Source organism: Winogradskya humida (assembly GCF_016862215.1).
In the GTDB taxonomy this organism is placed as follows: domain Bacteria; phylum Actinomycetota; class Actinomycetes; order Mycobacteriales; family Micromonosporaceae; genus Actinoplanes; species Actinoplanes humidus.
The window spans coordinates 88,620-112,225 of the sequence record NZ_BOMN01000115.1 but is presented as its reverse complement, the minus strand read 5'-3'; the positions used below and the strand labels follow the sequence as shown (position 1 = coordinate 112,225).

27 protein-coding genes are annotated in these 23,606 nt (G+C 69.9%); 17 read left to right on the top strand and 10 right to left on the bottom strand.

Features of this window, described 5'->3' with window-relative positions:
* The first annotated feature begins 50 nt into the window (after window positions 1-50).
* Window positions 51-1,256, top strand: a complete 1,206-nt coding sequence (larC, locus tag Ahu01nite_RS40425) for a nickel pincer cofactor biosynthesis protein LarC (RefSeq protein ID WP_203842048.1) — start codon at window positions 51-53, stop codon at window positions 1,254-1,256.
* On the opposite strand, the gene Ahu01nite_RS40420 is transcribed toward larC, so the two are convergent.
* Window positions 1,225-1,542, bottom strand: coding sequence for a hypothetical protein (locus Ahu01nite_RS40420; RefSeq protein ID WP_203842047.1), 318 nt, complete (start codon window positions 1,540-1,542; stop codon window positions 1,225-1,227). The two genes, larC and Ahu01nite_RS40420, sit on opposite strands and share 32 nt — an antisense overlap.
* Window positions 1,543-1,591: 49 nt before the next feature.
* On the opposite strand from Ahu01nite_RS40420, the gene Ahu01nite_RS40415 reads away from it, so the two are divergent.
* Entirely contained in the window at window positions 1,592-2,452 is an 861-nt protein-coding gene (locus Ahu01nite_RS40415; protein WP_203842046.1) for an MmyB family transcriptional regulator, read from the top strand.
* On the opposite strand, the gene Ahu01nite_RS40410 is transcribed toward Ahu01nite_RS40415, so the two are convergent.
* The 5 genes from Ahu01nite_RS40410 to uxaC all read right to left on the bottom strand — a co-directional run bounded on the left by Ahu01nite_RS40410 (window position 2,430) and on the right by uxaC (window position 7,090).
* Window positions 2,430-3,179, bottom strand: coding sequence for an SDR family oxidoreductase (locus tag Ahu01nite_RS40410; RefSeq protein WP_203842045.1), 750 nt, complete (start codon window positions 3,177-3,179; stop codon window positions 2,430-2,432). The two genes, Ahu01nite_RS40415 and Ahu01nite_RS40410, sit on opposite strands and share 23 nt — an antisense overlap.
* Before the next feature lie 86 nt (window positions 3,180-3,265).
* The gene (locus Ahu01nite_RS40405; protein WP_239159520.1) at window positions 3,266-3,904 is read right to left on the bottom strand and encodes a uridine kinase family protein; all 639 of its coding nucleotides are present in this window, start codon (window positions 3,902-3,904) and stop codon (window positions 3,266-3,268) included.
* Between the two features lie 159 nt (window positions 3,905-4,063).
* Window positions 4,064-4,429 (bottom strand): hypothetical protein, encoded by a 366-nt coding sequence (locus tag Ahu01nite_RS40400; protein ID WP_203842044.1) that lies wholly within the window; start codon window positions 4,427-4,429, stop codon window positions 4,064-4,066.
* Between the two features lie 136 nt (window positions 4,430-4,565).
* Window positions 4,566-5,708, bottom strand: coding sequence for a mannitol dehydrogenase family protein (locus Ahu01nite_RS40395; protein WP_203842043.1), 1,143 nt, complete (start codon window positions 5,706-5,708; stop codon window positions 4,566-4,568).
* On the bottom strand, window positions 5,705-7,090 hold the full coding sequence (uxaC, locus tag Ahu01nite_RS40390) for a glucuronate isomerase (protein ID WP_203842042.1): 1,386 nt from the start codon (window positions 7,088-7,090) through the stop codon (window positions 5,705-5,707). Before uxaC ends, Ahu01nite_RS40395 begins: the two co-directional genes overlap by 4 nt.
* 189 nt (window positions 7,091-7,279) lie before the next feature.
* On the opposite strand from uxaC, the gene Ahu01nite_RS40385 reads away from it, so the two are divergent.
* The 8 genes from Ahu01nite_RS40385 to Ahu01nite_RS40350 are packed head-to-tail and all read left to right on the top strand — an operon-like array spanning window position 7,280 to window position 15,150.
* Window positions 7,280-8,599 (top strand): ABC transporter substrate-binding protein, encoded by a 1,320-nt coding sequence (locus Ahu01nite_RS40385; protein ID WP_203842041.1) that lies wholly within the window; start codon window positions 7,280-7,282, stop codon window positions 8,597-8,599.
* Complete coding sequence (locus tag Ahu01nite_RS40380) at window positions 8,599-9,465, top strand: carbohydrate ABC transporter permease (RefSeq protein WP_203842040.1); 867 nt, start codon at window positions 8,599-8,601, stop codon at window positions 9,463-9,465. The genes Ahu01nite_RS40385 and Ahu01nite_RS40380 overlap by 1 nt, the downstream gene beginning before the upstream one ends.
* Window positions 9,462-10,325, top strand: a complete 864-nt coding sequence (locus tag Ahu01nite_RS40375) for a carbohydrate ABC transporter permease (RefSeq protein ID WP_203842039.1) — start codon at window positions 9,462-9,464, stop codon at window positions 10,323-10,325. Before Ahu01nite_RS40380 ends, Ahu01nite_RS40375 begins: the two co-directional genes overlap by 4 nt.
* Before the next feature lie 5 nt (window positions 10,326-10,330).
* On the top strand, window positions 10,331-11,200 hold the full coding sequence (locus Ahu01nite_RS40370) for a Gfo/Idh/MocA family protein (protein WP_203842038.1): 870 nt from the start codon (window positions 10,331-10,333) through the stop codon (window positions 11,198-11,200).
* Window positions 11,200-12,027, top strand: coding sequence for a sugar phosphate isomerase/epimerase family protein (locus tag Ahu01nite_RS40365; RefSeq protein ID WP_203842037.1), 828 nt, complete (start codon window positions 11,200-11,202; stop codon window positions 12,025-12,027). The genes Ahu01nite_RS40370 and Ahu01nite_RS40365 overlap by 1 nt, the downstream gene beginning before the upstream one ends.
* Complete coding sequence (locus Ahu01nite_RS40360) at window positions 12,024-13,064, top strand: Gfo/Idh/MocA family protein (RefSeq protein WP_203842036.1); 1,041 nt, start codon at window positions 12,024-12,026, stop codon at window positions 13,062-13,064. Before Ahu01nite_RS40365 ends, Ahu01nite_RS40360 begins: the two co-directional genes overlap by 4 nt.
* Complete coding sequence (locus tag Ahu01nite_RS40355) at window positions 13,061-13,912, top strand: sugar phosphate isomerase/epimerase family protein (RefSeq protein WP_203842035.1); 852 nt, start codon at window positions 13,061-13,063, stop codon at window positions 13,910-13,912. Before Ahu01nite_RS40360 ends, Ahu01nite_RS40355 begins: the two co-directional genes overlap by 4 nt.
* Window positions 13,909-15,150: a lactate racemase domain-containing protein gene (locus Ahu01nite_RS40350; RefSeq protein WP_203842034.1), complete on the top strand. Its 1,242-nt coding sequence runs from the start codon at window positions 13,909-13,911 to the stop codon at window positions 15,148-15,150. The genes Ahu01nite_RS40355 and Ahu01nite_RS40350 overlap by 4 nt, the downstream gene beginning before the upstream one ends.
* 36 nt (window positions 15,151-15,186) lie before the next feature.
* Here the strand turns inward: Ahu01nite_RS40350 and Ahu01nite_RS40345 are convergent, their stop codons facing one another.
* Window positions 15,187-15,996 (bottom strand): SDR family NAD(P)-dependent oxidoreductase, encoded by an 810-nt coding sequence (locus Ahu01nite_RS40345; protein WP_203842033.1) that lies wholly within the window; start codon window positions 15,994-15,996, stop codon window positions 15,187-15,189.
* Window positions 15,997-16,184: 188 nt separating this feature from the next.
* Between Ahu01nite_RS40345 and Ahu01nite_RS40340 the strand changes: the two genes are divergently transcribed.
* From Ahu01nite_RS40340 to Ahu01nite_RS40325, 4 genes are all read left to right on the top strand, one after another.
* The gene (locus Ahu01nite_RS40340) at window positions 16,185-16,364 is read left to right on the top strand and encodes a hypothetical protein (RefSeq protein ID WP_203842032.1); all 180 of its coding nucleotides are present in this window, start codon (window positions 16,185-16,187) and stop codon (window positions 16,362-16,364) included.
* Between the two features lie 111 nt (window positions 16,365-16,475).
* Window positions 16,476-17,645, top strand: a complete 1,170-nt coding sequence (locus Ahu01nite_RS40335) for an alpha/beta hydrolase family protein (RefSeq protein ID WP_203842031.1) — start codon at window positions 16,476-16,478, stop codon at window positions 17,643-17,645.
* A gap of 97 nt (window positions 17,646-17,742) precedes the next feature.
* Window positions 17,743-18,156: a DUF6188 family protein gene (locus tag Ahu01nite_RS40330; protein ID WP_203842030.1), complete on the top strand. Its 414-nt coding sequence runs from the start codon at window positions 17,743-17,745 to the stop codon at window positions 18,154-18,156.
* A gap of 73 nt (window positions 18,157-18,229) precedes the next feature.
* The gene (locus Ahu01nite_RS40325) at window positions 18,230-18,949 is read left to right on the top strand and encodes a hypothetical protein (RefSeq protein WP_203842029.1); all 720 of its coding nucleotides are present in this window, start codon (window positions 18,230-18,232) and stop codon (window positions 18,947-18,949) included.
* Window positions 18,950-18,952: 3 nt separating this feature from the next.
* On the opposite strand, the gene Ahu01nite_RS40320 is transcribed toward Ahu01nite_RS40325, so the two are convergent.
* Both Ahu01nite_RS40320 and Ahu01nite_RS40315 read right to left on the bottom strand, forming a co-directional pair.
* Window positions 18,953-19,543: a GyrI-like domain-containing protein gene (locus tag Ahu01nite_RS40320; RefSeq protein ID WP_203842028.1), complete on the bottom strand. Its 591-nt coding sequence runs from the start codon at window positions 19,541-19,543 to the stop codon at window positions 18,953-18,955.
* Window positions 19,544-19,588: 45 nt separating this feature from the next.
* Window positions 19,589-20,815: an IS110 family RNA-guided transposase gene (locus Ahu01nite_RS40315; protein ID WP_203842027.1), complete on the bottom strand. Its 1,227-nt coding sequence runs from the start codon at window positions 20,813-20,815 to the stop codon at window positions 19,589-19,591.
* 273 nt (window positions 20,816-21,088) lie between these two features.
* Between Ahu01nite_RS40315 and Ahu01nite_RS40310 the strand changes: the two genes are divergently transcribed.
* The 3 genes from Ahu01nite_RS40310 to Ahu01nite_RS40300 all read left to right on the top strand — a co-directional run bounded on the left by Ahu01nite_RS40310 (window position 21,089) and on the right by Ahu01nite_RS40300 (window position 22,964).
* Window positions 21,089-21,481 carry a MerR family transcriptional regulator gene (locus tag Ahu01nite_RS40310; RefSeq protein WP_203842026.1) on the top strand — a complete coding sequence of 131 codons (393 nt, stop codon included), beginning with the start codon at window positions 21,089-21,091 and terminating at the stop codon, window positions 21,479-21,481.
* Window positions 21,482-21,565: 84 nt separating this feature from the next.
* Window positions 21,566-22,396 carry an alpha/beta fold hydrolase gene (locus tag Ahu01nite_RS40305; protein ID WP_203842025.1) on the top strand — a complete coding sequence of 277 codons (831 nt, stop codon included), beginning with the start codon at window positions 21,566-21,568 and terminating at the stop codon, window positions 22,394-22,396.
* Complete coding sequence (locus Ahu01nite_RS40300) at window positions 22,389-22,964, top strand: TetR/AcrR family transcriptional regulator (protein WP_203842024.1); 576 nt, start codon at window positions 22,389-22,391, stop codon at window positions 22,962-22,964. The genes Ahu01nite_RS40305 and Ahu01nite_RS40300 overlap by 8 nt, the downstream gene beginning before the upstream one ends.
* Here the strand turns inward: Ahu01nite_RS40300 and Ahu01nite_RS40295 are convergent.
* Window positions 22,934-23,599: a hypothetical protein gene (locus Ahu01nite_RS40295; protein WP_203842023.1), complete on the bottom strand. Its 666-nt coding sequence runs from the start codon at window positions 23,597-23,599 to the stop codon at window positions 22,934-22,936. The genes Ahu01nite_RS40300 and Ahu01nite_RS40295 overlap by 31 nt on opposite strands.
* Window positions 23,600-23,606: the final 7 nt, after the last annotated feature.

Here is a 23,606-nt window from a genome sequence, read left to right as displayed (position 1 = left end):
CGCGCACTCTCGCTCCGCGGCCGCGGATCTTCTCGCGTCATGGGGGCGGCATGAGTCGGCACGCCTGGATCGACGCGTCGGCGGGGGTCGCTGGGGACATGCTGCTCGGGGCGTTGCTCGACGCGGGTGCCCGGTTGAGCGTGGTGCAGGAGGCGGTCGACGCGGTGGCCGGCGGGGCTGTGCGGATCAGCGAGCGGGAGGTCCGGCGTGGCGGGCTGCGCGCTTGGAAGGCCGACGTCTCCGCTCTTGACGACCAGCCACCGGCGCGGACCTGGCGGGAGATCCGCACTCTGGTGACGGGGACGGCGCACGCGGTGTTCGAGCGGCTGGCCGAGGCGGAAGCGCGCGTGCACGGCGTCGACGTTGCGGAGGTGCACTTTCATGAGGTCGGGGCGCTGGACGCGATCGCGGACGTGGTCGGGTGCTGTGCGGCGCTGGAGGACCTGGGGATCACGAGCGTGTCGGCAGGGCCTGTGGCGGTCGGGTCGGGCAGTGTGCGTACCCGTCATGGGGTGTTGCCCGTTCCCGCGCCCGCGGTCACGGAACTCGCCAAGGGCTGGCAGGTCCTGGCTGGTGGTGATGGAGAGCTCGCGACGCCGACAGGGATGGCGCTGCTGCGAACATGGGCCGGCGTGTGCGAACCTCTGCCGCCGCTGACGCTGGATCTTGTCGGGGTCGGCGCGGGCGGCCGGGACCCTGCCGGGCGGGCGAACGTCGTCCGCGTCCTGATCGGCACCCGCTCTTCACCGATCGCTTCATCGCTCGCAGAACCGGCGATGCTCCTCGAAGCCAACATCGACGACCTGGATCCACGACTGTGGCCGGGGGTGCTGGCCGGGCTGCTCGACCTCGGCGCGTCGGACGCCTGGCTGGTCCCGATCCTGATGAAAAAGGGCCGCCCGGCCCACACCCTCAGCGTCCTCTGCCCACCCACGCTCGCCGACCCGCTGACCGACCGCATCTTCCGCGACACGAGCACCCTCGGCGTCCGGCGCAGCCCGCGCGACAAGACCGCACTGGACCGAGCGTTCGTACCGGTCAAGGTCGGCACCGGCCAGATCACCGTGAAGATCGGCCACCGCGACGGAGTGCTGGTCCAGGTCATGCCGGAGTTCGAGGACGTCGCCGCCCTCGCCCGGTCGCAGGGCCGGCCGGAACGCGTCGTGCTGCAGGAAGCCGTCACCGCGGCGCGGGAAACGGGACTCGTGGTGGGTGCGCCGATGGTCAGCGTGTGGGCCGGCCGAGCAGAGCGCTGAACTCACCGTCCAGGGCGTGCAGGGAGGGTCGCGTCCGGCCGAAGGTGGTCTCCGCGTCGAGGAGTTGCCCTTCGGCGTCGACGTCCGCGTCCGTCAGCGGAGTCTCGATGTAGGTCCCGGCCGGCGTCATGTGCAGGCCCTGCAGGACCTGGCGGAACTGAGCGGCGCCTCGTGCCCCGCCGGTGATGCTCCACGTCAGAAGGCTCGCAGCTCGGGCCCAGTGGGCGACGTCGAGGCTGATGCGGGCCGGGCGGGTGCTGCCGACGACGACGGCGACGCGGTGCATGGCGTTATCTCCTGGTTCGAAGGGGTCGGTGGTGTGGCACGATGCGGTCATGCACCGCGAGGCACTCGGACAATTTCTGCGGTCGCGGCGGGAGCGCACCAGCCCCGCCGAGCTGGGCCTGCCGCTCAGGAACCGGCGGACACCGGGGCTGCGCCGATCGGAAGTCGCCGAGCTCGCGAACATCTCCGAGATCCACTACACCCAGATCGAGCAGGCCCGCGGTTCCCAGCCCTCACCCGACGTGCTGGGCGCGGTCGCCCGGGTGCTGCGGCTCACCGCGGGCGAGACGCAGCACCTCTTCGACCTCGCCGAGCAGGCACCGCCCCGTCCCGCAGCGCCGGCCATGGAGCTCAGCGGGCGTACGCGTCAGCTGATCGAGAGCCTGCCGGTCCCCGTCCTGGCGTGCAGCGCCCGCCTCGACGTCATCGGCCAGAACAGCGCTTCCATCGACCTTCTCGAGGACTTCGCCGCGGGCCACCCGGCCGATCGCAACCTGGCCCGCCGGCACTTCCTGCCCGCGGACGACGACGACGTCTGGGGTTCACCGGGCCTGAGCGCCCTGTCACGATTCGCGGCGGCCCGGCTGCGCAGCGCCCGCGCCCGCTACCCGGACGACGCCATCACCCGCGACCTCGTCGATGAGCTGCGCGAGCGCAGTGAACGGTTCGAGCAGGTGTGGCAGGAAGCGCCGGTCGGCTTTCTCCGGGACACCGCCGTCGACGTGACCGAGGTACGGATCGGCCGGGCGACACTCGCCTGCGAGGTGACCGATATCCCCGAACGGGACCAGTACCTGGTCTTCCTGCCCGCCGCCCCCGATGCCTCCGCCGCCCCCGATGCCTCCGCCGTCCCCGATGCCTCCGTCGTCCCGGGCGGGCGGGATCCGGTCAGCTCGTCGGGTGAACGATGAGCTCGCGGATGTGCACGTTGCGCCCGCGCGCTACGGCATCGGCGATAGCGTCGGCGATGTCCTCGGCCGCGAGCGTGTTCATCTTTGCCTTGCGCGCGTTGAGCATCTCCCGCCACTCGTCGTGCAGGATCTTCGAGCCGAGTTCGCTGTCGGTGACGCCGGGCTCGACGTTGGTGACCCGCAGCCCCCGCTCGGCGAACTCCGCGCGCAGGCTGGCTGCCAGGGCACTGACCCCGGCTTTCGTCACGGAGTAGACGCCGAACCCCGGGGAGAACTGGCGCGCCCCCAGCGACGAAACGATCACCAGGTCGGCAGCACGGCCGGCGTCGGCGTTCTCGAGCAGGCCGGGCAGGAACGCGCGTACGGTGTCCAGCACCCCCATCACGTTCAGCGACAGCATCTGCTGCCACTCGTCCCGGCGCCCCTCCGCGAACGGCGCGATCAGCATGACCCCGGCGTTGGCAACAACAAGATCCACCGCCCCGAACACCGACGCCACGGTTCGCGCGGCGGCATCCAGCTCCGCGGGATCGGTGACATCGACCGTCAGGGCCAGCGCATTCTCACCGATGGTCGCCGCCAGCGCCTCGATCCGCTCGGTCCGGCGGGCCAGCAGCACCACGCGAGCCCCGTCAGCGGCCAGGCGCACCGCCGTGGCGGCACCGATCCCCGAGGACGCCCCGGTGACAACGGCGACCCGGCCGTCCAGCGGCTTCACTGCATTCATGATCTCAAATACCTTTCTCCGGCAAACCGTCGAGAACCAGTGAATACGGCTCAACGCCGGGCAGGCAGATACAGCCTGTATGCCCTTCAGCGCGCGACCACCAGCTCGGTGCCGGGATCATGGGCGAGCTGCGCGGGGCCTGCGACGATCAGGGTCGCGTGAGCCCAGGGTTGTTCGCGGAGCAGGAACGGCAGCTCTTCTTTCAACCAGTTCGCCACATGCTCACGCTGCTCGGGAGAGTCACCATCGCGGGCGGCCAGCAGGCGCTCCTGCTCGTCGAGGTCACCCTGGATCCACACCGAGGCGTCCAGCCAGGGGGCAAGCTCTTCGCGGATGACCCCGGTGCCCTCGACCCAGACGGTGTCAGCGCCTGCGAGGACGGTGATGGAGCCCGGGCGGTCGTGGGCGGCCCACGCGGGCGGGCGGAAGTCGACGGCCTCGCCGCGGTGCAGGGGCTGCAGGATGTACTCGGCAAGCAGGCCACCCCAGTCGAAGTACGCCTGGTTCCAAGCAACATCATCGGTGTGTACGACAGCCGAGCCCGGTACGGCCTCCCGCAACCGCTCAGCCAGCGTCGTCTTGCCAGCGCCGCCCCGCCCGTCGATGGCGATCACCCGCGGCCGCCCGGTGACGCCGGGTGACGCCTCACGCAGCCGCCGGACAACCTCGGTCACCGGCACCACCCGCCAGTCGGCAACCTCGGGCTCACCGGGATGAAGTCTCATAACGCAGACCCTAAAGCGGTCAGTAGCGAGACGGCTACCAGAGCGGCGGCGGGCAATCAACTGTTGCGCTGGGAGCCTGGATGTCGCAACTTTTCGCGGCGGAGGCTGTCAAGCGCGTGCCAGACATGTCTGGGCACAACACATATGGCCTGCCGCAGGTCACCCTTTGTCACGACGGATCGGGCCGTAGGAGTAGGAGTTGAAGACCGCTACCGAGCGGGCGTTCGTCCGGCGGGAGCAACTCACCACTCGGTGGACCGTCGGGGAGTCCGAGGTCAGGCGGAGGTCCTGGTAGTCGGCCTGGTGATGGCCGCCGCCGCCCTGCACGGTGTCGCCGATCGTGAGTGTGGCACCGTCCGGGAGCGTGATCTTGTTGCCCGTCACGTGCGTGCCATGGGGCCAGATGATGACCTCGCGGTTGGGGCTTTCGCCGAGCAGGAAGCAGCCGTCGACGAGCTGCACCGTGCCCCTGACCAGTGCCTGCAGGCCCTCGTGGCCGCCGGTGACGCCAAGGCGGGTGAACACCGACGATGCAGGCCCGGGCTGTGTAGGCGCGGGAGAGCCCGGTGGGGACAGCATGGCGCTGGCGGCGGCCGCCAGGAGGGAGCCTGTTATTACGCCGCGCACCGGGATCATGCGGCAATTGTCGCATTTGGGGACGCTACGGGAGGGCTTTGAGGAGGTCCTCGTCGTGGGCGAGGTCGGGGGCCAGGAGGGTGAGGATGGCGCGGGAGGAGGAGGCGCGGTCGAGGTAGGGGGCTGCGGCTGTGTCGTTGAGGGGGGCGCCCGTGCCGCGGAGGTGGTTGATCCAGGACGCCAGGATGCGGATGGCTCCGGTGGGGAGGCGGCCGGCGGAGCGTTCGGCACGGAGGACGGGGAGGACTCGGATGGGGAGTTTTTGGGAGCCGTCGGTGGCTATCTGGGCGAGGGTGTGGCGGATGCGGGGGTTGGCGAAGCGGGTGAGCAGGGCTGCGCGGTAGGCCAGGAGTTCGGGGGCGGGGAGGGGGACGTGGCGGGAGGCTTCGTCCCACCATTCGTTGAGCCAGGTTCGGCAGGTGGGGTCGGCCACCGCGGACGCCACTGTGGTGTGGCCGAGGGCGCTTCCGGCGTATGCCAAGAGGGTGTGGGCGCCGTTGAGGAGGAGGAGTTTGCGGGTTTCGTGCGGGACCACGTCGGTCACGAAGCGGGCTCCGGCGGCCTCCCAGGTGGGGCGGCCGGCGGGGAAGTCGCCGCTGAGGATCCATTCGGTGAAGGATTCGGTGATCACGTCGACGCCGGGGGCGGGGTTGCGGGGGGTGATCCGGTCGACCATCGTGGTCACGAACGTGACGTTGTCGGTGATCCAGCGGGCGAGGGCGGGGTCTGCGAGGGCCGTCACTGCGCGCGCGGTTGTGGAGCCGTTGGCGGGGATGTTGTCGCAGGGGACGATGGCGATCGGGCCTGCTCCGGCGGCGCGGCGGGCCGTCAGGCCGGCGATCAGGCGGCGGGGGACGAAGTCCGCGTAGGCCGCTTCGGTGACCGTCAGGGTGAGGACGGCGACCGAGGGGCGGGACATCCAGGAGCACCACGCTGCCAGGTCGGTGCCGGGGAGCGCCGTTTTGATCGCGGTCTGTGGCTCGATGCGGTCTTCCGAGGGGCCGCGGACCACCAGGTTGTAGCGGCAGTTCTGGCGGGTCAGCGCGGCTGCCAGGTCGGGTGAGCGGCCGGTGAAGGCGGTGATGTCCCAGGTGGGGTCCGCGCCGGTGTACCAGGCCTGGTGGGCTCGGAAGAAGTTGCCGAGGCCGAGGTGGAGATGGTGTTTCACAGTTTGAACACCTTCCGGGGCTGGTGGCGGACGAGCGCGGTCAGGGTGTCCAGGGCTTCGTCCTCGTCCAGGCGGTGTGTGGCGACCAGGTTCGCCAGGAAGGCGGCGTCGAGGCGGCGGGACATGTCGTGGCGGGCGGGGATGGAGCAGAAGGCGCGGGTGTCGTCGATGAAGCCGGAGAGGCGGGTGAAGCCGGCGATCTCGGTGATCGCGTGCTGGAAGTGGGCGATCGAGGCGGGGTTGTCGAGGAACCACCAGGGGGCGCCGGCGTAGACGGAGGGGTAGAAGCCGGCGAGCGGGGCGATCTCGCGGGTGTAGACGTCCGGGTCCACGGTGAACAGGACCAGGTGGAAGCCGGGGTGGGTGCCGAAGCGGTCGAGCAGCGGCTGCAGGGACCGGGTGTATTCGACGGCTACGGGGATGTCGTGGCCGGTGTCGGGGCCGAAGCGGTGCAGGGTCGGTGGGTGGTGGCCGCGGTGGACGCCCGGGTGCAGCGTCATGACCAGGCCGTCGTCGCAGGACATCCGGGCCATCTCGAAGGTCATGTGGCGGCGGAACGCGGTGGCCTCGGCGGGGGTGACCGTGCCGGCGAGCGCGGACCGGTAGATGCGCGAGGCCTCGTTCGCGGAGAGCGGTTCGGTGCCGGCGTCCAGGTGGCCGTGGTCGGCGGAGACCGCGCCGTGGTCGGCGAAGTAGCGCCTGCGGTCCTCGAGCCACGCGATGTAATCGGCGTAGTCGCCGAGGTCGCGCACCAGATCGGGCCATCCGGGGCGGCCCACTTCCAGGTAGCGGTCCGGGCGGAACGTCGGCGCCACCGTCACGGTGATCGCGGGGTCGGCGCGCAGGGCGCGGTGGGCGTCGAGGTTGTCGGCCGGGTCGTCGGTGGTGGCCAGGAACTCGATATTGAAGCGGTCCAGCAGGGCCCGGGGGCGGTGGGTGTCCATCGCCAACTGTCCGGCGATCACGTCGTACAGATCATCGGCGTTGGACGCGGACGGCCGTGAGGTGATGCCGAAGATCTCGGCGAGCTCGCTGTCGAACCAGTACCTGACGGGCGTACCTCTCAGCAGGTCCCAGTGTGCACAGAGCAGGCGCCACGCCTCGCGGGCCCGGGCCTCCGGCAGCGGCGGCTCCCCCACCCCCAGAGCGTCCAGTGGTACGCCACCCGCGTGCAACAACCGCGTCACGTAATGGTCGGGCTGGATGAACAGGCTGGCCGGGTTCGCGAACGGCGTGTCGTCGAGCAGCAGGCGCGGGTCGACGTGGCCGTGCGGGCTGATGATCGGCAGGTCGCGTACGCCCTGGTAGAGGCGGCGGGCGAGGGAGCGGACGCCCGGGTCGGCGGGCAGCAGCCGGTCGGGGTGCAGCGTCAGGGCAGCCATCGCCCGAGCGTTCGCGGGTGGCCGGCGCGGCGGCAAGTGGTTGCCACCTGTTGCAGCGACGCCGCTGGCAACAAACGGCAGCTCAGCCCCCGGCAACAAACGGCAACTCAGCCCCCGGCAACAAACGGCAACTCATTGTGCCGCCGGACGCCGTGAGGAAACCATCGCGTAACAAACGAAGGAGACCACATGCGCTCCAGTAAAACTTTGGCCGGCACGGCGATCCTGACCCTCACGCTCGCGATGGCGGCGTGCGGCGGCGGGGACGACAGCGGCGGCGGTAAATCGATCAACGTGCTCATCGCGGCGAACACGCAGTATCCCCAGGAGCAGCAGGCCTGGCAGAAGTCCATCGCCGAGCAGTTCAGGACGCAGACCGGCGCCGACGTGAAGTGGGAGACGTTCGCGAGCGCCAACGACGAGCTCACGAAGATCCAGACGTCGGTGGTGTCCGGCTCCGGCCCCGACGTGTACGCGGTCGGCACGACGTTCACGCCCACGGCGTACTCCACCAAGGCCTTTGTGACCCTGGGCGACGAACAGTGGAAGCAGGTCGGCGGCAAGGAGAAGTTCATCCCGTCGGCGCTGGGCATTTCGGGGCCGGACGAGCAGAACCAGATCGGCATCCCGTGGGTGGGGCGGCCTTTCGTGATGGTCTACAACACCGAGCTGCTCAAGGCCGCGGGCATCGACAAGCCCGCGACGACCTGGGACGAGCTGACCGAGCAGGCGAAGAAGCTGACGACCGGCGACCAGCACGGGCTGGCGGTGGCGTACAAGGACAACTTCGACCCGTGGAAGTTCATCTGGGGCATGTCCGCGCAGGCCGGTAACCCGATTGTGGACGGGAAGACGGCGCGTATCCAGGATCCGGCGGTGCAGAAGGCGTACCAGACGTATTTCGGCTGGCTGGCCACCGACAAGGTGGTCGATCCCGCGGCGGTGGGCTGGACCAACTCGCAGGCGATCGCCGCGTTCGCCGAGGGTAAGACCGGCTACATGGCGCTGACGTCGGCGCTGGCGACCAAGGCGCTCGACGCGGGCGCGGTCAAGGGCAAGTGGCAGTTCGCGCTGCTCCCGACAGTGCCGCCCGGTGCGACGAGCCGCCCGGCGAACGGGGTCGAGGCGGCGAGCATCCTCTCCGGCGACAACCTGCTGGTCGCGGACTACTCCAAGAACAAGGACCTGGCGTTCCAGTTCGTCAGGCTGATCACCGACGAGCCGGCCCAGCTGGAGATCTACAAGCAGCTCGGCCAGTTGCCGTCGAACGCGGCGGCGGCGCAGAGCCTGCAGTCCGACCCGAAGCTCAAAGTCGTCGTCGAGGCGCAGCAGAAGTCGGTGGCGACGCCGTTCTCCGGCGCCTGGGCCGACGTGCAGCTCGCCCTGACCAACGCCGTCGTGCAGTCCATCCCGGACCTGTCGAAGGGCTCGATCAGCACCGCGACGATCGACGGCCGGCTCGCCGACGCGCAGAAGAAGGCGCAATCGGCTCTCGACCGGGCCAAGTAATGCGGCAGCGGCCGCTGTGGCTCCTCGCGCCGGGCGGGGCGCTGATGATCCTGGTCATCCTGCTCCCGCTCGGCCTGGCGGGGTGGATCTCGACGATCGACCTGGACCAGTACACGCTGCGCCGGTGGGTGCAGGCGCCGTTCATCGGGCTCGGCAACTACACGGAGTCGCTGGGGTCGGGGCTGCTGCACTCCATCTGGATCAGCGTGTCGTTCGCGGTGCTGTCCACGCTCGCCACGATCCCGATCGGCATAGCGGCCGCCCTGGTCACCCAGAACGCGTACCGTGGCCGCGCTCTGGTCCGTGCGGTCTTCCTGATCCCGTATGTCCTGCCGTCGTTCGTGGTCGCCACCGTCTGGCGGACCATGTTGCAGCCCGACGGGGTGGTGAACAACTGGCTCGGCGCGGACGGTTCGCTGTGGCTGAGCGGGCCACGGTCGTACTGGGCGCTGATCCTGGTGGAGATCTGGGCGGCGTGGCCGTTCATCTACCTGATGGCGCTCGCCGCGCTGCAGTCGGTCGACCACGAGGTGCACGAGGCGTCGGCGGTCGACGGCGCGACGTGGTGGCCGAAGCTGACCCGGGTGGTGCTGCCGTATCTGCGCGGCCCGGTGCTGCTGGCCTGCCTGCTCGCCACGCTCAACCACATCAACAATTTCACGCTGCCGTTCGTGCTGTTCGGGGCACCCGCGCCGGACGACGTCAACGTGATGCCGATGCTGGTCTACGTCACCAGTTTCCAGAGTCTGCGGTTCGGGCTGAGCGCGGCGATGGCCGTCGTGTCACTGATCATCATCGCGATTCCGCTCTTCGCCTATCTGCGCGCCGTACGCCTGGACGTCCACGAGGAAGGAGGCCGCCGATGAGCGCCTCGGCGGAAGCCACCCGGCTGCTCCCCCGGCCGTTGATCGTCACGCTGACCGCGGTGCTGTGCGCGATCGTGCTGGCGCCGATCCTCTACATCGTGCTGGCCTCGCTCAACAGCGATGTCGGTGTGGCGTCCGGGGAGTTCTGGCCGAGCTCGTTCAGCCTGGACAGCTACACCAGGGTCTGGACGACGGCCGATCTGCTCACCGGCATCGTCAACAGCCTGATCGTGTGCGCGCTGACCGCGGTCGCGTCGGCGCTGCTCGGGACGACCACGGCGTACGTCCTGGTCCGCTACACGTTCACGGGCCGGCTGACGATCCTGCGGGGCCTGGTCGGGTTGCAGAGCATCCCGGGCACGCTGATGCTGCTGCCGGTGTTCGTGATGTTCTCGTCGGCCGGCAACTATCTGGGGCTGACCGTGATCGGCACCCGGTGGGGGCTGTTCGTGGCGTACCTGACGTTCGCGTTGCCGTTCTCCACCTGGGTGATGGTGACCTATCTGCGCGGGCTGCCCCGCGAGCTGGAGGAGGCGGCCCGCACCGACGGCGCGTCCACGCTGGTCATCCTGCGCCGCATCATCTTCCCGCTGAGCCTGCCGGCGATCGTGGTCGCCGGGATCTTCGCGTTCCTGCTCGGCTGGAACGACGTGCTGTTCGCGTCGGTGCTGACCCGGCCCGACACGCACACCGCGGCCGTGGCGCTGCAGGTCTTCGGTTCCTCGCAGGAGGGCGGAGCGGTCCCGGTGTACTCGCAGATGATGGCCGCCGCACTGATCTGCGCGGTCCCGGTGGTCGTGCTCTACCTGGTGTTCCAGCGCTATCTGGTGGGCGGGCTGACCACGGGCGGCGTGAAGTGACCCGGGTGGCGGTGATCGGCCGCGGCGACGTGTCGGTGGTGCATCTCGCGGCGATCTCCCAGTTGGGCGTCGAGCTGGTCGACGCCGGCGACCAACCGGACGTGGTGCATGTGTGTACGCCGCACGACCAGCACGTACCCGTCGCTCTCAAAGCTCTTCGCAGTGGCGCGCACGTTCTGCTCGAAAAGCCGGTCGCGCACACCGTCGCGGAGGCGGAGCAGCTGGTCGGCGCGTACCCCGGCAGGAAGATCGGGGTGTGCCTGCAGAACCGCTACAACCCGACCTCGATGGCGGCTCATGACCTGATCGCCTCGGGGAAGGTCGGCGCGGTCCGGGGTGCGTCGGCGTCCGTGCTGTGGCACCGCGACGAGGCGTACTACCGGGCCCGTCCGTGGCGTGGGCAGCGTAGACGCAGCGGCGGCGGAGTGCTGATCAACCAGGCGATCCACACCCTGGACCTGCTGCTCTGGCTGGTCGGCGACGTCACCCGGGCACGCGGGCGGACCGCCGGCTACCTCGCCATCCCCGGCGTCGACGTGGAGGACACCGCGCACCTGATCCTCGACCACGCCGGCGGCGCCCGCAGCACGTTCTTCGCGACGCTCGCCAACGCCACCGACGCCCCGGTCACGATCGAGATCGTCGCCGAGCGGGCCACCCTGCTGATCCGCGGCGACCTGACCGTCACGTGGGCGGACGGGCGGACCGAGGTCATCGCCGAGCAGGCGGCGAGCGGCGGCGGGCGTAGCTATTGGGGCGCCTCCCACCAGCTGCTCATCGCCGACTTCTACCGCCGCCTGAGCGATCCGGAGCCGTTCTGGATCGGCCCGCAGGAGGCGTTGAAAGCACAACGGCTCATCGAAGGGCTCTACTGATGTGGACGCTGTCCGGTTTCATCGACGAGATCTCCCCCGACTTCACCGAGCAGTGCGAGGTCGCCGCGGGGCTCGGCCTCACGTTCGCCGAGGTGCGCAGCGCCTGGGACATCAACATCCTCGACCTCTCCCCCGAGCAACTCGACACCGTCAAGAAAACCCTCGCACGGTACGGGCTCCAGGTGTCCAGCATCGGCTCGCCGATCGGGAAGATAGGCGTACGCAAGGACTTCGCGCCGCACCTCGACCGCATGCGCCACGCCGCCGAGGTGGCCCACCTGCTCGGCGCGCCGTACATCCGGATCTTCTCGTTCTTCCTGCCACCCGGCGCCGACCCCGCCGAGCACCGCGGTGAGGTGATCGACCGGATGCGCGCCCTGACCCGCGTAGCCGAGGAGTCCGACCTGATCCTGCTGCACGAGAACGAGAAGGAGATCTACGGCGACGTGCCGGAACGCTGCCTCGACCTGGTCCGCTCGGTGGACTCGCCGTACCTGCGGCTGGCCTGGGACCCGGCGAACTTCGTCCAGGTCGGGGTCCGGCCCTACACCGACGGGTACGCGATGCTGCGGCCGCACGTGGAGTACGTACAGATCAAGGACGCCTTCGCCGTCGACGGCACGGTGGTGCCGGCCGGGCAGGGCGACGGTGAGGTGGCCGCGACGATGCGGGCGCTTCACCACGACGGGTTCGACGGATTCTTCTCCCTCGAACCGCACCTGGCCGCCGGCCACACCACCGGCGGTTTCTCCGGACCGGACCTGTTCCGCACCGCCTGGCAGTCGTTCACCGACCTGCTGACAGCCGAGGAGATCGAGTTCCAGTGACCCCGAAGACGAAGTTCGCCCTGGTCGGCGCGGGGGTGATCGGCAAACACCACGGGTCGGTCATTCAGGCGCTCAGCGATCGCATCGAGCTGGTCGCGGTCGCCGACGTCGACTCAGTACGCGCGGAGCGGCTGACCGCCGACCACGGCGGCCGCCCGTACCCGTCCCTGGGCGCGGCCCTGTCCGCCGAGGACGTCGACGTCGTGGTGGTCTGCACGCCGACCGGCAGGCACGGCGAGGTCGCGATCGAGGCGCTGAACGCGGGCAAGCACGTGATCCTGGAGAAGCCGGCGGAGATCACGGTCGCGCGTACCGACGAGATCATCGCGGCCCGGCAGCGGGCCGGCACCCTCGTCACGGTGATCTCGCAGCACCGCTTCGACCCGGCGACGGAGCAGACCCTGGCGGCGATCGAGCGCGGCGAGTTCGGGCGGCTCACGTCGGGCATCGCGGCGATCGACTGGTGGCGCGGGCAGAGCTACTACGACTCCGGGGACTGGCGTGGGACGTGGGACCTCGACGGCGGCGGCGCGCTGATGAACCAGGGGGTGCACACCGTCGACCTGCTCATCGCCGCGCTCGGGCGACCCGTGGAGGTGTTCGCGTACACCGGGACCCTGGCCCACGAACGCATCGAGGTGGAGGACGTCGCGGTCGGGGTGGTGCGGTTCGCGTCGGGGGCGCTCGGGGTGCTGCACGCGACCACGTCGGCGTACCCGGGGCTGAGCGCCCGCCTGCAGGTCCACGGCGATCGAGGCTCCGCGGTGATCGACAACGATCAGATGGCGTTCTTTCACTCGACGCCTGCCGGAACTGTCCCCTCGGAGGTGCTGATGGGCGGCACGCGCATGACCTCATCTGTTTCTGGCAGCGTGGGGCTCGGTGACACCCATCAGCGCCAGTATCTCAACTTCCTCGGGGCGCTGGCGGGCACCGAGAAGCTACGCGTCGACCTGGAGACCAACCGGCAGTCGATCGGGGTCATCGCGGGGGCCTACGAGTCGGCGCGCACCGGCCGCCCGGTGACCCTGTCATGAGACGCATCGCCGCGAACCCCATCCCCTACTGGGCTTCGGCGGGCAAGACCCGCGAGGTCCTCGCCGAGGCGTTCGCCGACTTCCAGGAGATCGGCTTCACGGCGGTCAAGGCGGACGTGCCCGAGGACATGACCGCAGATCAATACCAGAACTGGATCGCAGGGTACGGCCTGAGCCCGGCCCTGAGCCTGTTCAACTCCCCGTTCGACGAGACCGTGGTGCTCGCCGACGAGATCGAGCGGGCCAGACGGTTCGCCGCCGTCCAGGTCGCGCTGGGTCTCGACCGCACGATGGTCTCCTCGATGGGCCGCCCGGAACGCCTCGCCGCACCGGCCGTGGGCACCGGCTTCGACGCGGGCCGGCTCGATCGGGCGATCGACGCCTGCGGGCAGGTCAGCCGGGTGCTCGCCGCCGAGGGGCTGCGACCGCTGCACCACTCGCACGTCGGCGGCGTCTTCGAGACCGAGCACGAGATCACGAAGCTGCTCGACGACCTCGGCCCGGACGTGATCGGCGTCGGACCGGACACCGGGCATCTGCGCTGGGCGGGCATCGACCCGGCGGCGTTCATCACGCGGTACGCCGACCGGCTCGGCGGGATCCACCTCAAGGACTGCTTCGCCGACCTGCTCGATCGGCGCGACCTGTCGTACCGTGAAGCGACCGACAGCAAACGACTCTGGGCCGAACCGGGTCTCGGCGTGGTCGACTTCGACGCCGTGCTGGCCGCGATCCCGGCGGGCTACGACGGCGACTACATGATCGAGGTCGACGAGCCCAGCGTCGCGTCGAAGAAGGAGTCCCACCGCATGTCGTTCGCCTGGGCCCAGCAGTGGACAGCGTCATGAGGCCGGCTTCATCCAAGCGACTGGGCGGCCCTGACCGCATCCTCACCGACGACGAGGTCACCGGCTTCGTCGTCGAGCAGCTGGGCGGGCTGGATCTTGACGGGCGGAGCGTGTGCGTGCTCGTGCCGGACGCCACGCGTACCTGTCCGCTCCCGCTCCTGATCCGGGCCGTGCACCGGGCCCTGCACGGCCGGGTGTCGCGGCTGACGATCCTGATCGCGCTCGGCACCCATCGCCCGATGACCGGCGCAGAGCTCGATGCCCACCTGGGGACACCGCTCCCCGGCACCGAGGTGATCAACCACGAGTGGTGGAAACCGTCGACGTTCGCCAACCTCGGAACCATCCCCGGCGCGCGGATCGAGGAGCTCTCCGAGGGCCGGATGAGCGGCGACGTCGAGGTGCTGCTCAACCGCGCGGTCCTCGACCACGACATCGCCCTGGTCGTCGGCCCGGTCCTGCCGCACGAGGTGGTCGGCATGTCCGGCGGCAACAAGTACTTCTTCCCCGGCGTCGGCGGTCAGACGATCATCGACGTATCGCACTGGCTCGGCGCGCTGATCACCTCCGCCGAGATCATCGGCACGACCGGCCTCACCCCGGTCCGCGCCCTCATCAACGACGGCGCCGCCCTCATCCCCGCCGAGAAGTACGCCCTCAGCGTGGTCACCGCCACCGGAGGAGGCCTGCACTCCGTCTCGTTCGGCGGCTGCCTGTCCTCCTGGGCGAGCGCCGCCGAGGTCAGCGCCGCCACCCACGTCACCTATCTCGACGCCCCCGTACGCCGCGTGCTGTCCCTGATCCCCGCGATGTACGACGAGATCTGGACCGGCGCGAAGGGCTTCTACAAGGTCGAACCGATCGTGGCGGACGGTGGCGAGGTCATCCTCTACGCCCCGCACATCCGCGAGATCGCCACCAGCCACCCCCAGATCCACGAGATCGGCTACCACTGCCGCGACTACTTCGTGAAACAGTGGGACACGTTCAAGCACGTCCACTGGGGAGTGCTCGCCCACTCCACCCACCTGCGCGGCGCCGGCACGTACGACCCGGCCACCGGCGAGGAACACCTCCGAGTCCAGGTCACCCTCGCCACCGCCATCCCTTCAGCGGTCTGCCGAGCAGCCAACCTCGGCTACCGCGACCCCGCCACCATCGACATCGCCGCGTTCACCGCCGACCCGGACACCCTCGTCGTCCCCGACGCCGGCGAAGTCCTCTTCCGCCTGCGCTGATCATCCCGCCTGCCCTTTCTCACCCCGCCTGCCCTTTCACCCCGCCTGTTCGGCCAGCCATCGCCAGTCGTTCCAGGTGGCCAGCCGGTCGCGGTACAACTTCTCCGCGACCGCGTACGGGTACGGGCCGACGAACAACCGCAGCGGCGGCTCCTCGGCGTCGACGAGCTGAAGAATCACCTTCGCGGTCACCTCCGGGCCGGCCGGCGTACGGGCAGCGGCACCGGCCCGGCGTGCCTCACGCACCGGCTCGTAGGCCGCGATCGGCTCGCCGTGCACGGCCGATCCGCCGGACCAGTCGGTGCCGAACGGGCCCGGTTCGACGATCGTCACCTTCGGGCCCAGCGGGGCAAGCTCCGCGGCCACCGCCTCGCTGAGCCCCTCCAGCGCCCACTTCGACGCGTTGTAGAGCCCGAGCGTCGGGAAGGCGCCGATGCCACCGATGCTCGACACCTGCAGGATGTGCCCGCGGCCCTGCCCGCGCAGCACCGGCAGCACGGCCTGGGTCACCCAGAGAGCACCGAAGAAGTTGGTCTCCATCTGCGCGCGGGCCTGCTCCTCGGTCACCTCCTCGACCATGCCGAACAACCCGTAACCCGCGTTGTTGACCACGACGTCCAGCCCGCCGAACGCCGCCACGGCCGACGCCACCGCCGCGAACACCGCCGGGCGGTCCGTCACGTCCAGGGTCAGGGGCAGGACGCGGTCGCCGTACCCATCGCTCAGGTCCTGAAGGTCCCGGGGGTTTCGTGCCGTTGCGGCGACCCGGTCGCCGCGATCGAGGGCCGCCCGGGCCCAGACGTGCCCGAAGCCGCGGGAAGCACCCGTGATGAACCATGTTTTCATGCCCTGACGGTGCCCGGCCGCACCCCGGCCAGCCAGCACCCCGACAGGGCTACGCTGGGCCGTATGAGCGGCGCCGCGCAGACGGCCGCCGCGCTGCGTGCCGAGGCCGATCCGCGGGATCCCGCGACGGCCGCCCTCGTGCGACTCCTCTGAGGTTTACCGATGATCACTCCGGGAACGTCGCAGTGATGTCCATCTGGAGCAAGCTACGCAGCAAGCGACAGGCACGACTCGACGAGGTCCGGCGTGATGCCACGCTGAAGGCCGCGGCCGGCGGCGCGACCCCGGAGCAGGCCCGCCGGGCGGGCGACCGGGCGGTGAGCCGCGGCAACACCAACGCCGCCATCACCAGCGCGATCAGCAGCTGACCCGGCGTATCCACCCCCGGAGAGCTACAGGTCTACCCCCGGAGAGCTACGGGAAAGATGGCTCTCCGGGGGTACGCACCGGGCGGCACCTGACTCTTAGCGTCGCCCGTTATGAGATATCGGAAAACGCTTGCCGCCGTGGTCGTAGCGGCGATGCTGGCCGTGGGCATTCCCGCACAGGCCGAGGCCCTGGTGTCACTGCCGGCACCCACCGGGCCCTATCGCGTGGGTGAGACGACGCTGCACCTGATCGATCGCGGGCGGCAGGACCGCGAGCTCATGGTGAGTCTCTTCTATCCCGCCGCCGTGACGCGGCCCGGACCTGCGGCGCCCTACATGCTCGACGCCGCTGCCGCGCATTTTGATGCCGTGACGGTCAACGACTACCTGGGTCTCGGACTGCCGGTGGGGAAAGTGGACTGGGCGTCGATCGGCACTCACGCGACGCTGAACGCGCCGGTTGACAGGCGGGCCGGGAAGCTGCCCGTGGTGCTCTACTCGCCGGGGCTGGGCGAGCCTCGCACCTGGTCGACGACGCTGGTCGAGCAGCTGGCCGCCGCGGGCTACCTGGTGGTGACCATCGACAACACCGGCGAGTCACCCGAGGTGGAGTTTCCCGACGGGCGGCTGGTGCTGCTCAGTGGTGCCGAGCCGACCGTCGCCTGGGTCAGCGGGATGATGGCGACCCGGGTCGCCGACACGTCGTTCGTGCTCGACCAGCTCGGCGGCGTGACCGCGGCCGGTCTGCGCGGGCGGATCGACCTGGACGCGGTGGGGATGTTCGGGCATTCGGCGGGCGGGTTCGCCACGGCCGCGGCGATGGCGGCCGACCCGCGGATCAGGGCCGGTATCAACCTCGACGGCACGATGGGCCTCGACCCGCTCGACCCGGAGGTCCTGTCGCCGGTGGCGCAGCGCGGGCTGGACCGGCCGTTTCTCCTCGTGGGCAGCGACGGGACGGGCGAGACGATCACCAACGATCCGTCGTGGACGTCGTTCTGGGCGCACAGCACCGGCTGGAAGGCAGCCCTGACGCTGACCGGTTCCCGGCACGCGTCGTTCACGGACGCCGAGGTGGTGCTTCCGCAGGTGGCGGGTCCGCTGCGGCTCGACCCGGCGACCGTACGCGACGACATCGGCACCCTCGATCCGCGGCTGGCCCTGCGCACCCTGGACCGCTACCTGAGCGGCTTCTTCGACCGGTTCCTGCGCCACCGCGGCGGCGGGTTCCTCGACGACCCGGAGCCCGTGTACCCGATCGCCCGGCAGCAGGCCCGCTGACGGAAATTCAACCTGCTTCGAACCTTTAAGGCTCTCTTATGAAAGTCCCGGCTAACGTCCAGCGTGTCAGTGGCCCGACTCGCCGATCGAGGTATTCATGTTGTCAGTCCTGGACGCCGACACGGACGCCGGGCGCCGCCCGCGGCAGGCACAGCGGGTCGAGCTGCTGGACGGGCGCAAGCTGGAGTACGTGCAGCTGGGGCATGCCGTCGAGCTGGGTCTTTCGGGCGGGTTCCGGGTGCTGATCGAGAGCCTCGCCCACCTGAACACGCCTCGCGGCAGGGTTGATGTCGAGCCGGGTGCCGATGCGTCGGACGTCGTGGCGACGCTGCTCGGGGATGTTGTCCGGTCGGCGCGTACGGGGGCGGGCAACGAACTGCGGATCTGCTTCGTCAGCGGCTCAGAGCTGGTGGTCGATGCCGACGCCGACGTCGAGTCGTGGGCGATCACCGGCCCGGACGGGTCGCTGACCGTATGCCTGGCCCGGGGCGAGCTTGCCTGCTGGGGTTGACCACACCATCTCTGAGCAGGTAAAACGCGGGCCGGGGCAGCCCGCCTGGTGGCCGGGGACTAACTTGTCTGGCATGCATCCAGCGGAACCGATGCCGGTCACGCCGCCGGCAACAGTGCGTCTCTCCAGCGCGCTGTTGTTCGGCGTCGCCGGTCTGACCCTGCTCGGGGCCGTCCTCGACCTGGTCTTCACCAACACGGGCCTCAGCGTCTACCGCGACTCCTACACCGGCAAGACCGGCTCCGGGTTCGCGAGCGTGGCCGGTGCGACGTTCGACCTGCTCGTCGCCGCGGGTGTCTGCATCCTCGCCATCCTGAACCGCCACGGCCGCAAGAACGCCCGCATCACCACGCTGGTGCTCGGCGGCATCTTCCTGTTCTGCGGCGGCTTCGCCACGATGACCAACGGGCTGCACCGGCCGGCCGGCTACTTCGTCGAGACCGGCAGCGCCACGCTCGCCCGGACCCTGCCCGCCGCGTACGGCATCAGCGCCGGCGTCCTCGACATCCTGGTCGTCCTCGCGGGGCTGGCGGCCCTGGTCCTGCTCGTGGTGCCACCGTCGAACCGCTACTTCCATGCCCGGCTGCTGATGCGCGCCCAGCAGATCCTCGGACCGGCCTACCCACCGATGCAGCACCAGCAGACCGGCTACAACCCTTACATCACCCCGACCCCGCCGCCGTACGGCACCCCGGCCCCGCCGCCGTTCAGCTTCCCGCCGCAGCCCGAGCCGTCCCCGCACACGGGCAGCATGCCGGCGATCGACCCCTGGGCCGAGCAGAGCGACAAGTAGCCCTCAGACCGGTTCGACCGGCTGCCTGAGGATCGTCCGAAGCTTCTCCGGCGCCACCTTGCGAGCATCGCTGAGGTAGATCTCGTGGTGCTTCCCGGTCATCCGCAGCCCGTTGCCCGGGATGAACTCGTCGTGCATCCGCGCCAGCACGCCGGCCTCGTCGTCGTACGACCCGATGTGCAGGGTCTGCACGCACCGCCCCTCACTCAGCGAGCCCAGCCGGACCGCGCCCCAGTCCCCCGCCCCGGCCAGCAGCTCGTCGCCGATCCACTCCGGGACCAGGATCATCAGCGTCCAGTCCCATCGGGACTTGTCCCGCGCCGCGGTGAACGTCTCCATGTCATCCGCCCACCACAGTCCCTCCAAGGGCATGACGACATAGTCGCGCCCCAGGATCTTCTTACTGGCGAACTTCAGTTTGTACGCCAGGGGGTAGAGCGCCGCCGTCGCGTCCGCGAACGCCGTGCCGGTGTTCGGGTCGCCGTGCCCGTCGATCATGAGGTACCGCAGCTCGGGCACGTCCACGAGCTCGAACCGGCCGCGTGGTGCCCGGTAGGTGCTGATCTCGCGTTTGAGGTCGGCCTTGTCGGTCATCGGCCCACGCTACCCAGTGGTTAGACACCCCAGGTGCTGGGAGTGTCAAGCTGCCGCGGGTTGGGTGTGGTGTGACCAGGCGGTTGTCTGGCTGTAGTGGCTAGTGGTTTTGAGGCAGCCGTGGAGGATGCCGACGAGTCGGTTACCGACCTGGCGCAGGGCGGCGTTGTGGCCGATTTCGCGGCGGCGTAGTTCGTCGTAGTAGGCGCGGACGCCGGGGTCGTGCAGGATCGCGGCGCCGGCTTGCATGTGTAATGCGTCGACGAGGCGGTCGTTGTGGATGAATCGGGCGTGCACGGTCTTGGATTTGCCGGACTGGCGGGTGATCGGTGCGGTGCCGGCGTAGTTCTTGCGGGACTTCGCGTCGGCGTAGCGGCCCGCTGCGTCGCCGAACTCTGCGAGCACCCGGGCGCCGAGAATCACGCCGATGCCGGGCTGGCTGAGGTAGACCTCAGCGTCCGGGTGCTGGCCAAAATAGGCCTCGACCTGCCCTTCAAGGGTGCGGATCTCGGTGTTGAGGGTCTGCAAGACCGCGACGGTGACGCGGACGGTAGCGGCGTAGGCGCCGGCGACGACGTCGGCCTGGCCCAGGTGCTCGGTGCGCAGGGCCTGCTGGATCGCCGTGGCCTTGGCCGCGATATCACGTCGTCGGGCCTTCTTCAACGCAGCGCTGATCTGCGTGACGGTCAGCTTCGCCGCCGCAGCCGGGGTGGGCGCCTTCGCCAGCAGTTCCAGGGCGTCGGCACCAGTGAGCGTCAACACCTGACAGGCCACCAGCGCCGCCGGGAAGTAGTCGCGTAGCGCTGCCCGCAGCCGCAGGGTGTGGCGGGTGCGTTCCCAGATCAGCGTCTGGTGTGCCCGGGCCACGACCTTGACGGCCTCGGCCAGGTCGGAATCCGCGGCGACCTGACGCAGCTGGTGACGGCCAGTCCGGACCATGTCAGCCAGGCTGTACACGTCGGCCTTGTCGCTCTTGGCCCCCGGCAGAGACAACAACTCACGATGCCGGGCGGCCTGCTTCGGGTTCACCCCGTAAACCTGGTAACCGGCCGCGACCAGCGCCCGAACCCACGACCCACGGCCAGTTTCGATACACACCAGCACGTCTGAAGGCTTGGCGTCAACGGGCAGGAACCCGGCGACGAGTTCGTGGAACCGGGTCATCCCGTCCACGCCCTCCAGCAGCCGGGCCGCCCGTATCGCCCGGCCGTGCGCGTCCTGCACCTCCACGTCGTGATGGTCTTCCGCCCAGTCATCACCGACGAACAGCACTACCGTCTCCGCTCTGCCACGCTCTAGGTCAGCAGCCCGCGGAAGACTCCAGCACCCTAATGGACCAGTGCTCTCGCCAACACCCGGCGGGCACGACACCCCCTCAGCCGTTCATCTCCCGACCACAGACAGGGACACGTTCTAACCTCAGGACTCAACATCGGTCCAAGCGGCGGGAGTGCTCACCTGCCTGCGGCTACCAGGCACTGAGTCTGCCAGCGGCTGACCCAGCAGCTCCCATTAGGCTGGTATCGAGGCACCCGGGAGGCGGAAATGCGCATTGGTGAACTCGCCGCGGCGGCCGGCGTGAGCGTGCGGGCCCTGCGGTACTACGAGGAGCAGGGGCTGCTCGCGTCGCAGCGCAGCGCCGGCGGCACCCGGCACTACGCGGACGACGCGGTGGACCAGGTGTGGGTGATCCAGCAGCTCTATGCCGCGGGGCTGCCCAGCAAGTCGATCGTCGCCATCCTGCCGCACATCGAGACCGGTGGGGTGACCCCGGAGATGCTCGATCTGCTGTCGGCCGAGCGGGAGCGCATCGACCGGATGCTCACCGACCTGGCGAGCGTCCGGGACAGGCTCGACACCGGCATCGCCGCGGCCACGCTCGCGCTGGGCTCGGGCCGGTCCTGCCGTCCCGCCCGCGAGGCGTGTGAGGCCTCGTAGGGCGTACCGAAAACGTGATGTTGACAGGTCTGGCTAATGGGCTTAGCTTATAGCTAACGCAATTAGCCGTACCTGGAGGTAGTCATGACCGAGTTCCTGAACGTTGACGGCGGGCGCATCGCTTACGAGGTGTCCGGCGAGGGTCCGCTCGTCGTCCTCGCACCCGGCATGGGCGAGAGCCGCGACGCCTACCGGTTCGTCGTCCCGCAGCTGGTGAGCGCCGGCTACCGGGTCGCGGTGACCGATCTGCGCGGTGCCGGGGAGTCCGACGTGACCTTCACGGGCTTTACGCGTACGGATATCGCCGGTGATCTTGTCGCCCTGATCCGCCACCTGGGCGGGCCGGCCGTGCTGGTCGGGCATTCGATCTCCGGTGGCGCGGTCACCATCGCCGCGGCCACCGCACCCGAGCTGGTCAGCGCGATCGTCGAGCTCGCCCCGTTCACCCGCGCCCAGGCCTTCAGCGTCGCCGCCCTGCGGGTCAAGCGGGTCCGGCAGGGTTCGGTGCACCTCGCCGGCGCCATGTTCGGCAGCGTCAAGCAGTGGCTCGCGTACCTCGAGGTCTCCTACCCCGGTCAGCGGCCCGCCGACTGGACCGGCCAGCTCGCCCGGATCGAGGCCAACCTGCGCGAGCCCGGCCGGATGAAGACCCTGCAGAAGATGACCCAGTCCACCCCGGCCGACGCGGGCGCCCAGCTCGGCTCGGTGCGCTGCCCCGCGCTGATCATCGAGGGCACCCTCGACCCCGACTGGGCCGACCCGAAGGCCGAGGGCGAGGCGATCGTCGCCGCGATGCCCGCCGGCGTGGCCACCCTGGCGCTCGTCGAAGGCGCCGGGCACTACCCGCACACCCAGTTCCCCGACCAGGTGGTGACCCACATGCTCCCGTTCCTGGCCGCGGCCGTCCGTGCCTAGGGCCGGGCTCGACCGGGCCACCGTCGTCGCCGCCGCAGCCGAGCTCGCCGACGAGCGCGGCTTCGGCCAGGTGACGATGCGCCTGGTCGCCGAGCGGCTCGGCGTACGCACCCCCTCGCTCTACAAACACATCGACAGCCTCGCCGAGCTCCACCAGAACCTCGCCACCCTGGCGGCGACCGAGCTCGGCGACGCCCTGCGCGACGCCACCCAGGGGTACGCCGGCCGCGACGCCCTGGCCGCAGCTGCCCGCGCCATGCGCTCCTACCTGACGGGCCACCCCGGCCGCTACGCCGCCACGATCGGCATCTTCACCGGCCCCGAACTCGGCGCCGCGAGTGCCCGGGTGATCGAGTCGCTCGGCGCGGTGCTGCGCGGTTACCGGATCGCGCCGGCCGACCGGACCCACGCCCTGCGGACCCTGCGCAGCACCCTGCACGGCTTCGCCACCATCCAGAACGCCGCGGGCTTCCAATGGAACGCCGACACCGACCAGAGCTTCGAATGGCTGATCGATTTCCTCGACCGCGGCCTGTCTCAGAAATCCCTCTCGCCGAAGCCGATATAGCCCGGCGGAAACAATTTCAAAGCCACCACGACACCGGCGATCAACCCCGCCGGCACCAGCATCCACAGCACGACGTCGCTGGTCACCGTCACCCACAACACGATCGCCACACCGATCAGAGCGGCCGCCCAGCCGGCGTAGAAGGTCCGGGAATGCGACCGCGGAGCCGGGTCACCGCCGGCCACCACCCCGGGATTGCGCTGCACCCACTGCTCTGCGACCTCCACCGGGACATGCCGGATGCGCAGGTCACCGTCCCGGCTGCGGGACAGCGTCTGCGGAGGCAACGCCCCGCCGACGATCGGCAGGGTCCACACGAGGAAAGCGATCCACACGGCGAAGTGCGCCACCACCCCGAGCCGGCCGGGCGGATCGACGACGAGGCCAGCCAGCAAGGCAAGCCAGAGGCCAATCCCGATCACCAGATACCAGGGCCTGCGCCTCACGTAGCGCCGGGCAAGCCTTGCACTACGCGGATCCAGCGGAAGCCGCTGTGCGGGCTGCTTTCTCGAGAACCAGCCCTGCGCCGGCACGTCCACCCATTCGATGTCGGCCACCCCGGTGGTCACCGCCAGCGGTGGAATCTCCAGGCCGGAGATCAGATGCCCAGGCACGATGACATCGGTACGCCGCATGGGCGGA

Excerpts from the sequence above, each read along its gene's own strand:
- larC (WP_203842048.1), top strand. The coding sequence starts at position 51 with ATGAGTCGGCACGCCTGGATCGACGCGTCGGCGGGGGTCGCTGGGGAC.
- Ahu01nite_RS40420 (WP_203842047.1), bottom strand. The coding sequence starts at position 1,542 with ATGCACCGCGTCGCCGTCGTCGTCGGCAGCACCCGCCCGGCCCGCATC.
- Ahu01nite_RS40415 (WP_203842046.1), top strand. The coding sequence starts at position 1,592 with ATGCACCGCGAGGCACTCGGACAATTTCTGCGGTCGCGGCGGGAGCGC.
- Ahu01nite_RS40410 (WP_203842045.1), bottom strand. The coding sequence starts at position 3,179 with ATGAATGCAGTGAAGCCGCTGGACGGCCGGGTCGCCGTTGTCACCGGG.
- Ahu01nite_RS40405 (WP_239159520.1), bottom strand. The coding sequence starts at position 3,904 with ATGAGACTTCATCCCGGTGAGCCCGAGGTTGCCGACTGGCGGGTGGTG.
- uxaC (WP_203842042.1), bottom strand. The coding sequence starts at position 7,090 with ATGGCTGCCCTGACGCTGCACCCCGACCGGCTGCTGCCCGCCGACCCG.
- Ahu01nite_RS40385 (WP_203842041.1), top strand. The coding sequence starts at position 7,280 with ATGCGCTCCAGTAAAACTTTGGCCGGCACGGCGATCCTGACCCTCACG.
- Ahu01nite_RS40380 (WP_203842040.1), top strand. The coding sequence starts at position 8,599 with ATGCGGCAGCGGCCGCTGTGGCTCCTCGCGCCGGGCGGGGCGCTGATG.
- Ahu01nite_RS40375 (WP_203842039.1), top strand. The coding sequence starts at position 9,462 with ATGAGCGCCTCGGCGGAAGCCACCCGGCTGCTCCCCCGGCCGTTGATC.
- Ahu01nite_RS40365 (WP_203842037.1), top strand. The coding sequence starts at position 11,200 with ATGTGGACGCTGTCCGGTTTCATCGACGAGATCTCCCCCGACTTCACC.
- Ahu01nite_RS40355 (WP_203842035.1), top strand. The coding sequence starts at position 13,061 with ATGAGACGCATCGCCGCGAACCCCATCCCCTACTGGGCTTCGGCGGGC.
- Ahu01nite_RS40350 (WP_203842034.1), top strand. The coding sequence starts at position 13,909 with ATGAGGCCGGCTTCATCCAAGCGACTGGGCGGCCCTGACCGCATCCTC.
- Ahu01nite_RS40345 (WP_203842033.1), bottom strand. The coding sequence starts at position 15,996 with ATGAAAACATGGTTCATCACGGGTGCTTCCCGCGGCTTCGGGCACGTC.
- Ahu01nite_RS40340 (WP_203842032.1), top strand. The coding sequence starts at position 16,185 with ATGTCCATCTGGAGCAAGCTACGCAGCAAGCGACAGGCACGACTCGAC.
- Ahu01nite_RS40335 (WP_203842031.1), top strand. The coding sequence starts at position 16,476 with ATGAGATATCGGAAAACGCTTGCCGCCGTGGTCGTAGCGGCGATGCTG.
- Ahu01nite_RS40330 (WP_203842030.1), top strand. The coding sequence starts at position 17,743 with ATGTTGTCAGTCCTGGACGCCGACACGGACGCCGGGCGCCGCCCGCGG.
- Ahu01nite_RS40325 (WP_203842029.1), top strand. The coding sequence starts at position 18,230 with ATGCATCCAGCGGAACCGATGCCGGTCACGCCGCCGGCAACAGTGCGT.
- Ahu01nite_RS40320 (WP_203842028.1), bottom strand. The coding sequence starts at position 19,543 with ATGACCGACAAGGCCGACCTCAAACGCGAGATCAGCACCTACCGGGCA.
- Ahu01nite_RS40310 (WP_203842026.1), top strand. The coding sequence starts at position 21,089 with ATGCGCATTGGTGAACTCGCCGCGGCGGCCGGCGTGAGCGTGCGGGCC.
- Ahu01nite_RS40305 (WP_203842025.1), top strand. The coding sequence starts at position 21,566 with ATGACCGAGTTCCTGAACGTTGACGGCGGGCGCATCGCTTACGAGGTG.
- Ahu01nite_RS40295 (WP_203842023.1), bottom strand. The coding sequence starts at position 23,599 with ATGCGGCGTACCGATGTCATCGTGCCTGGGCATCTGATCTCCGGCCTG.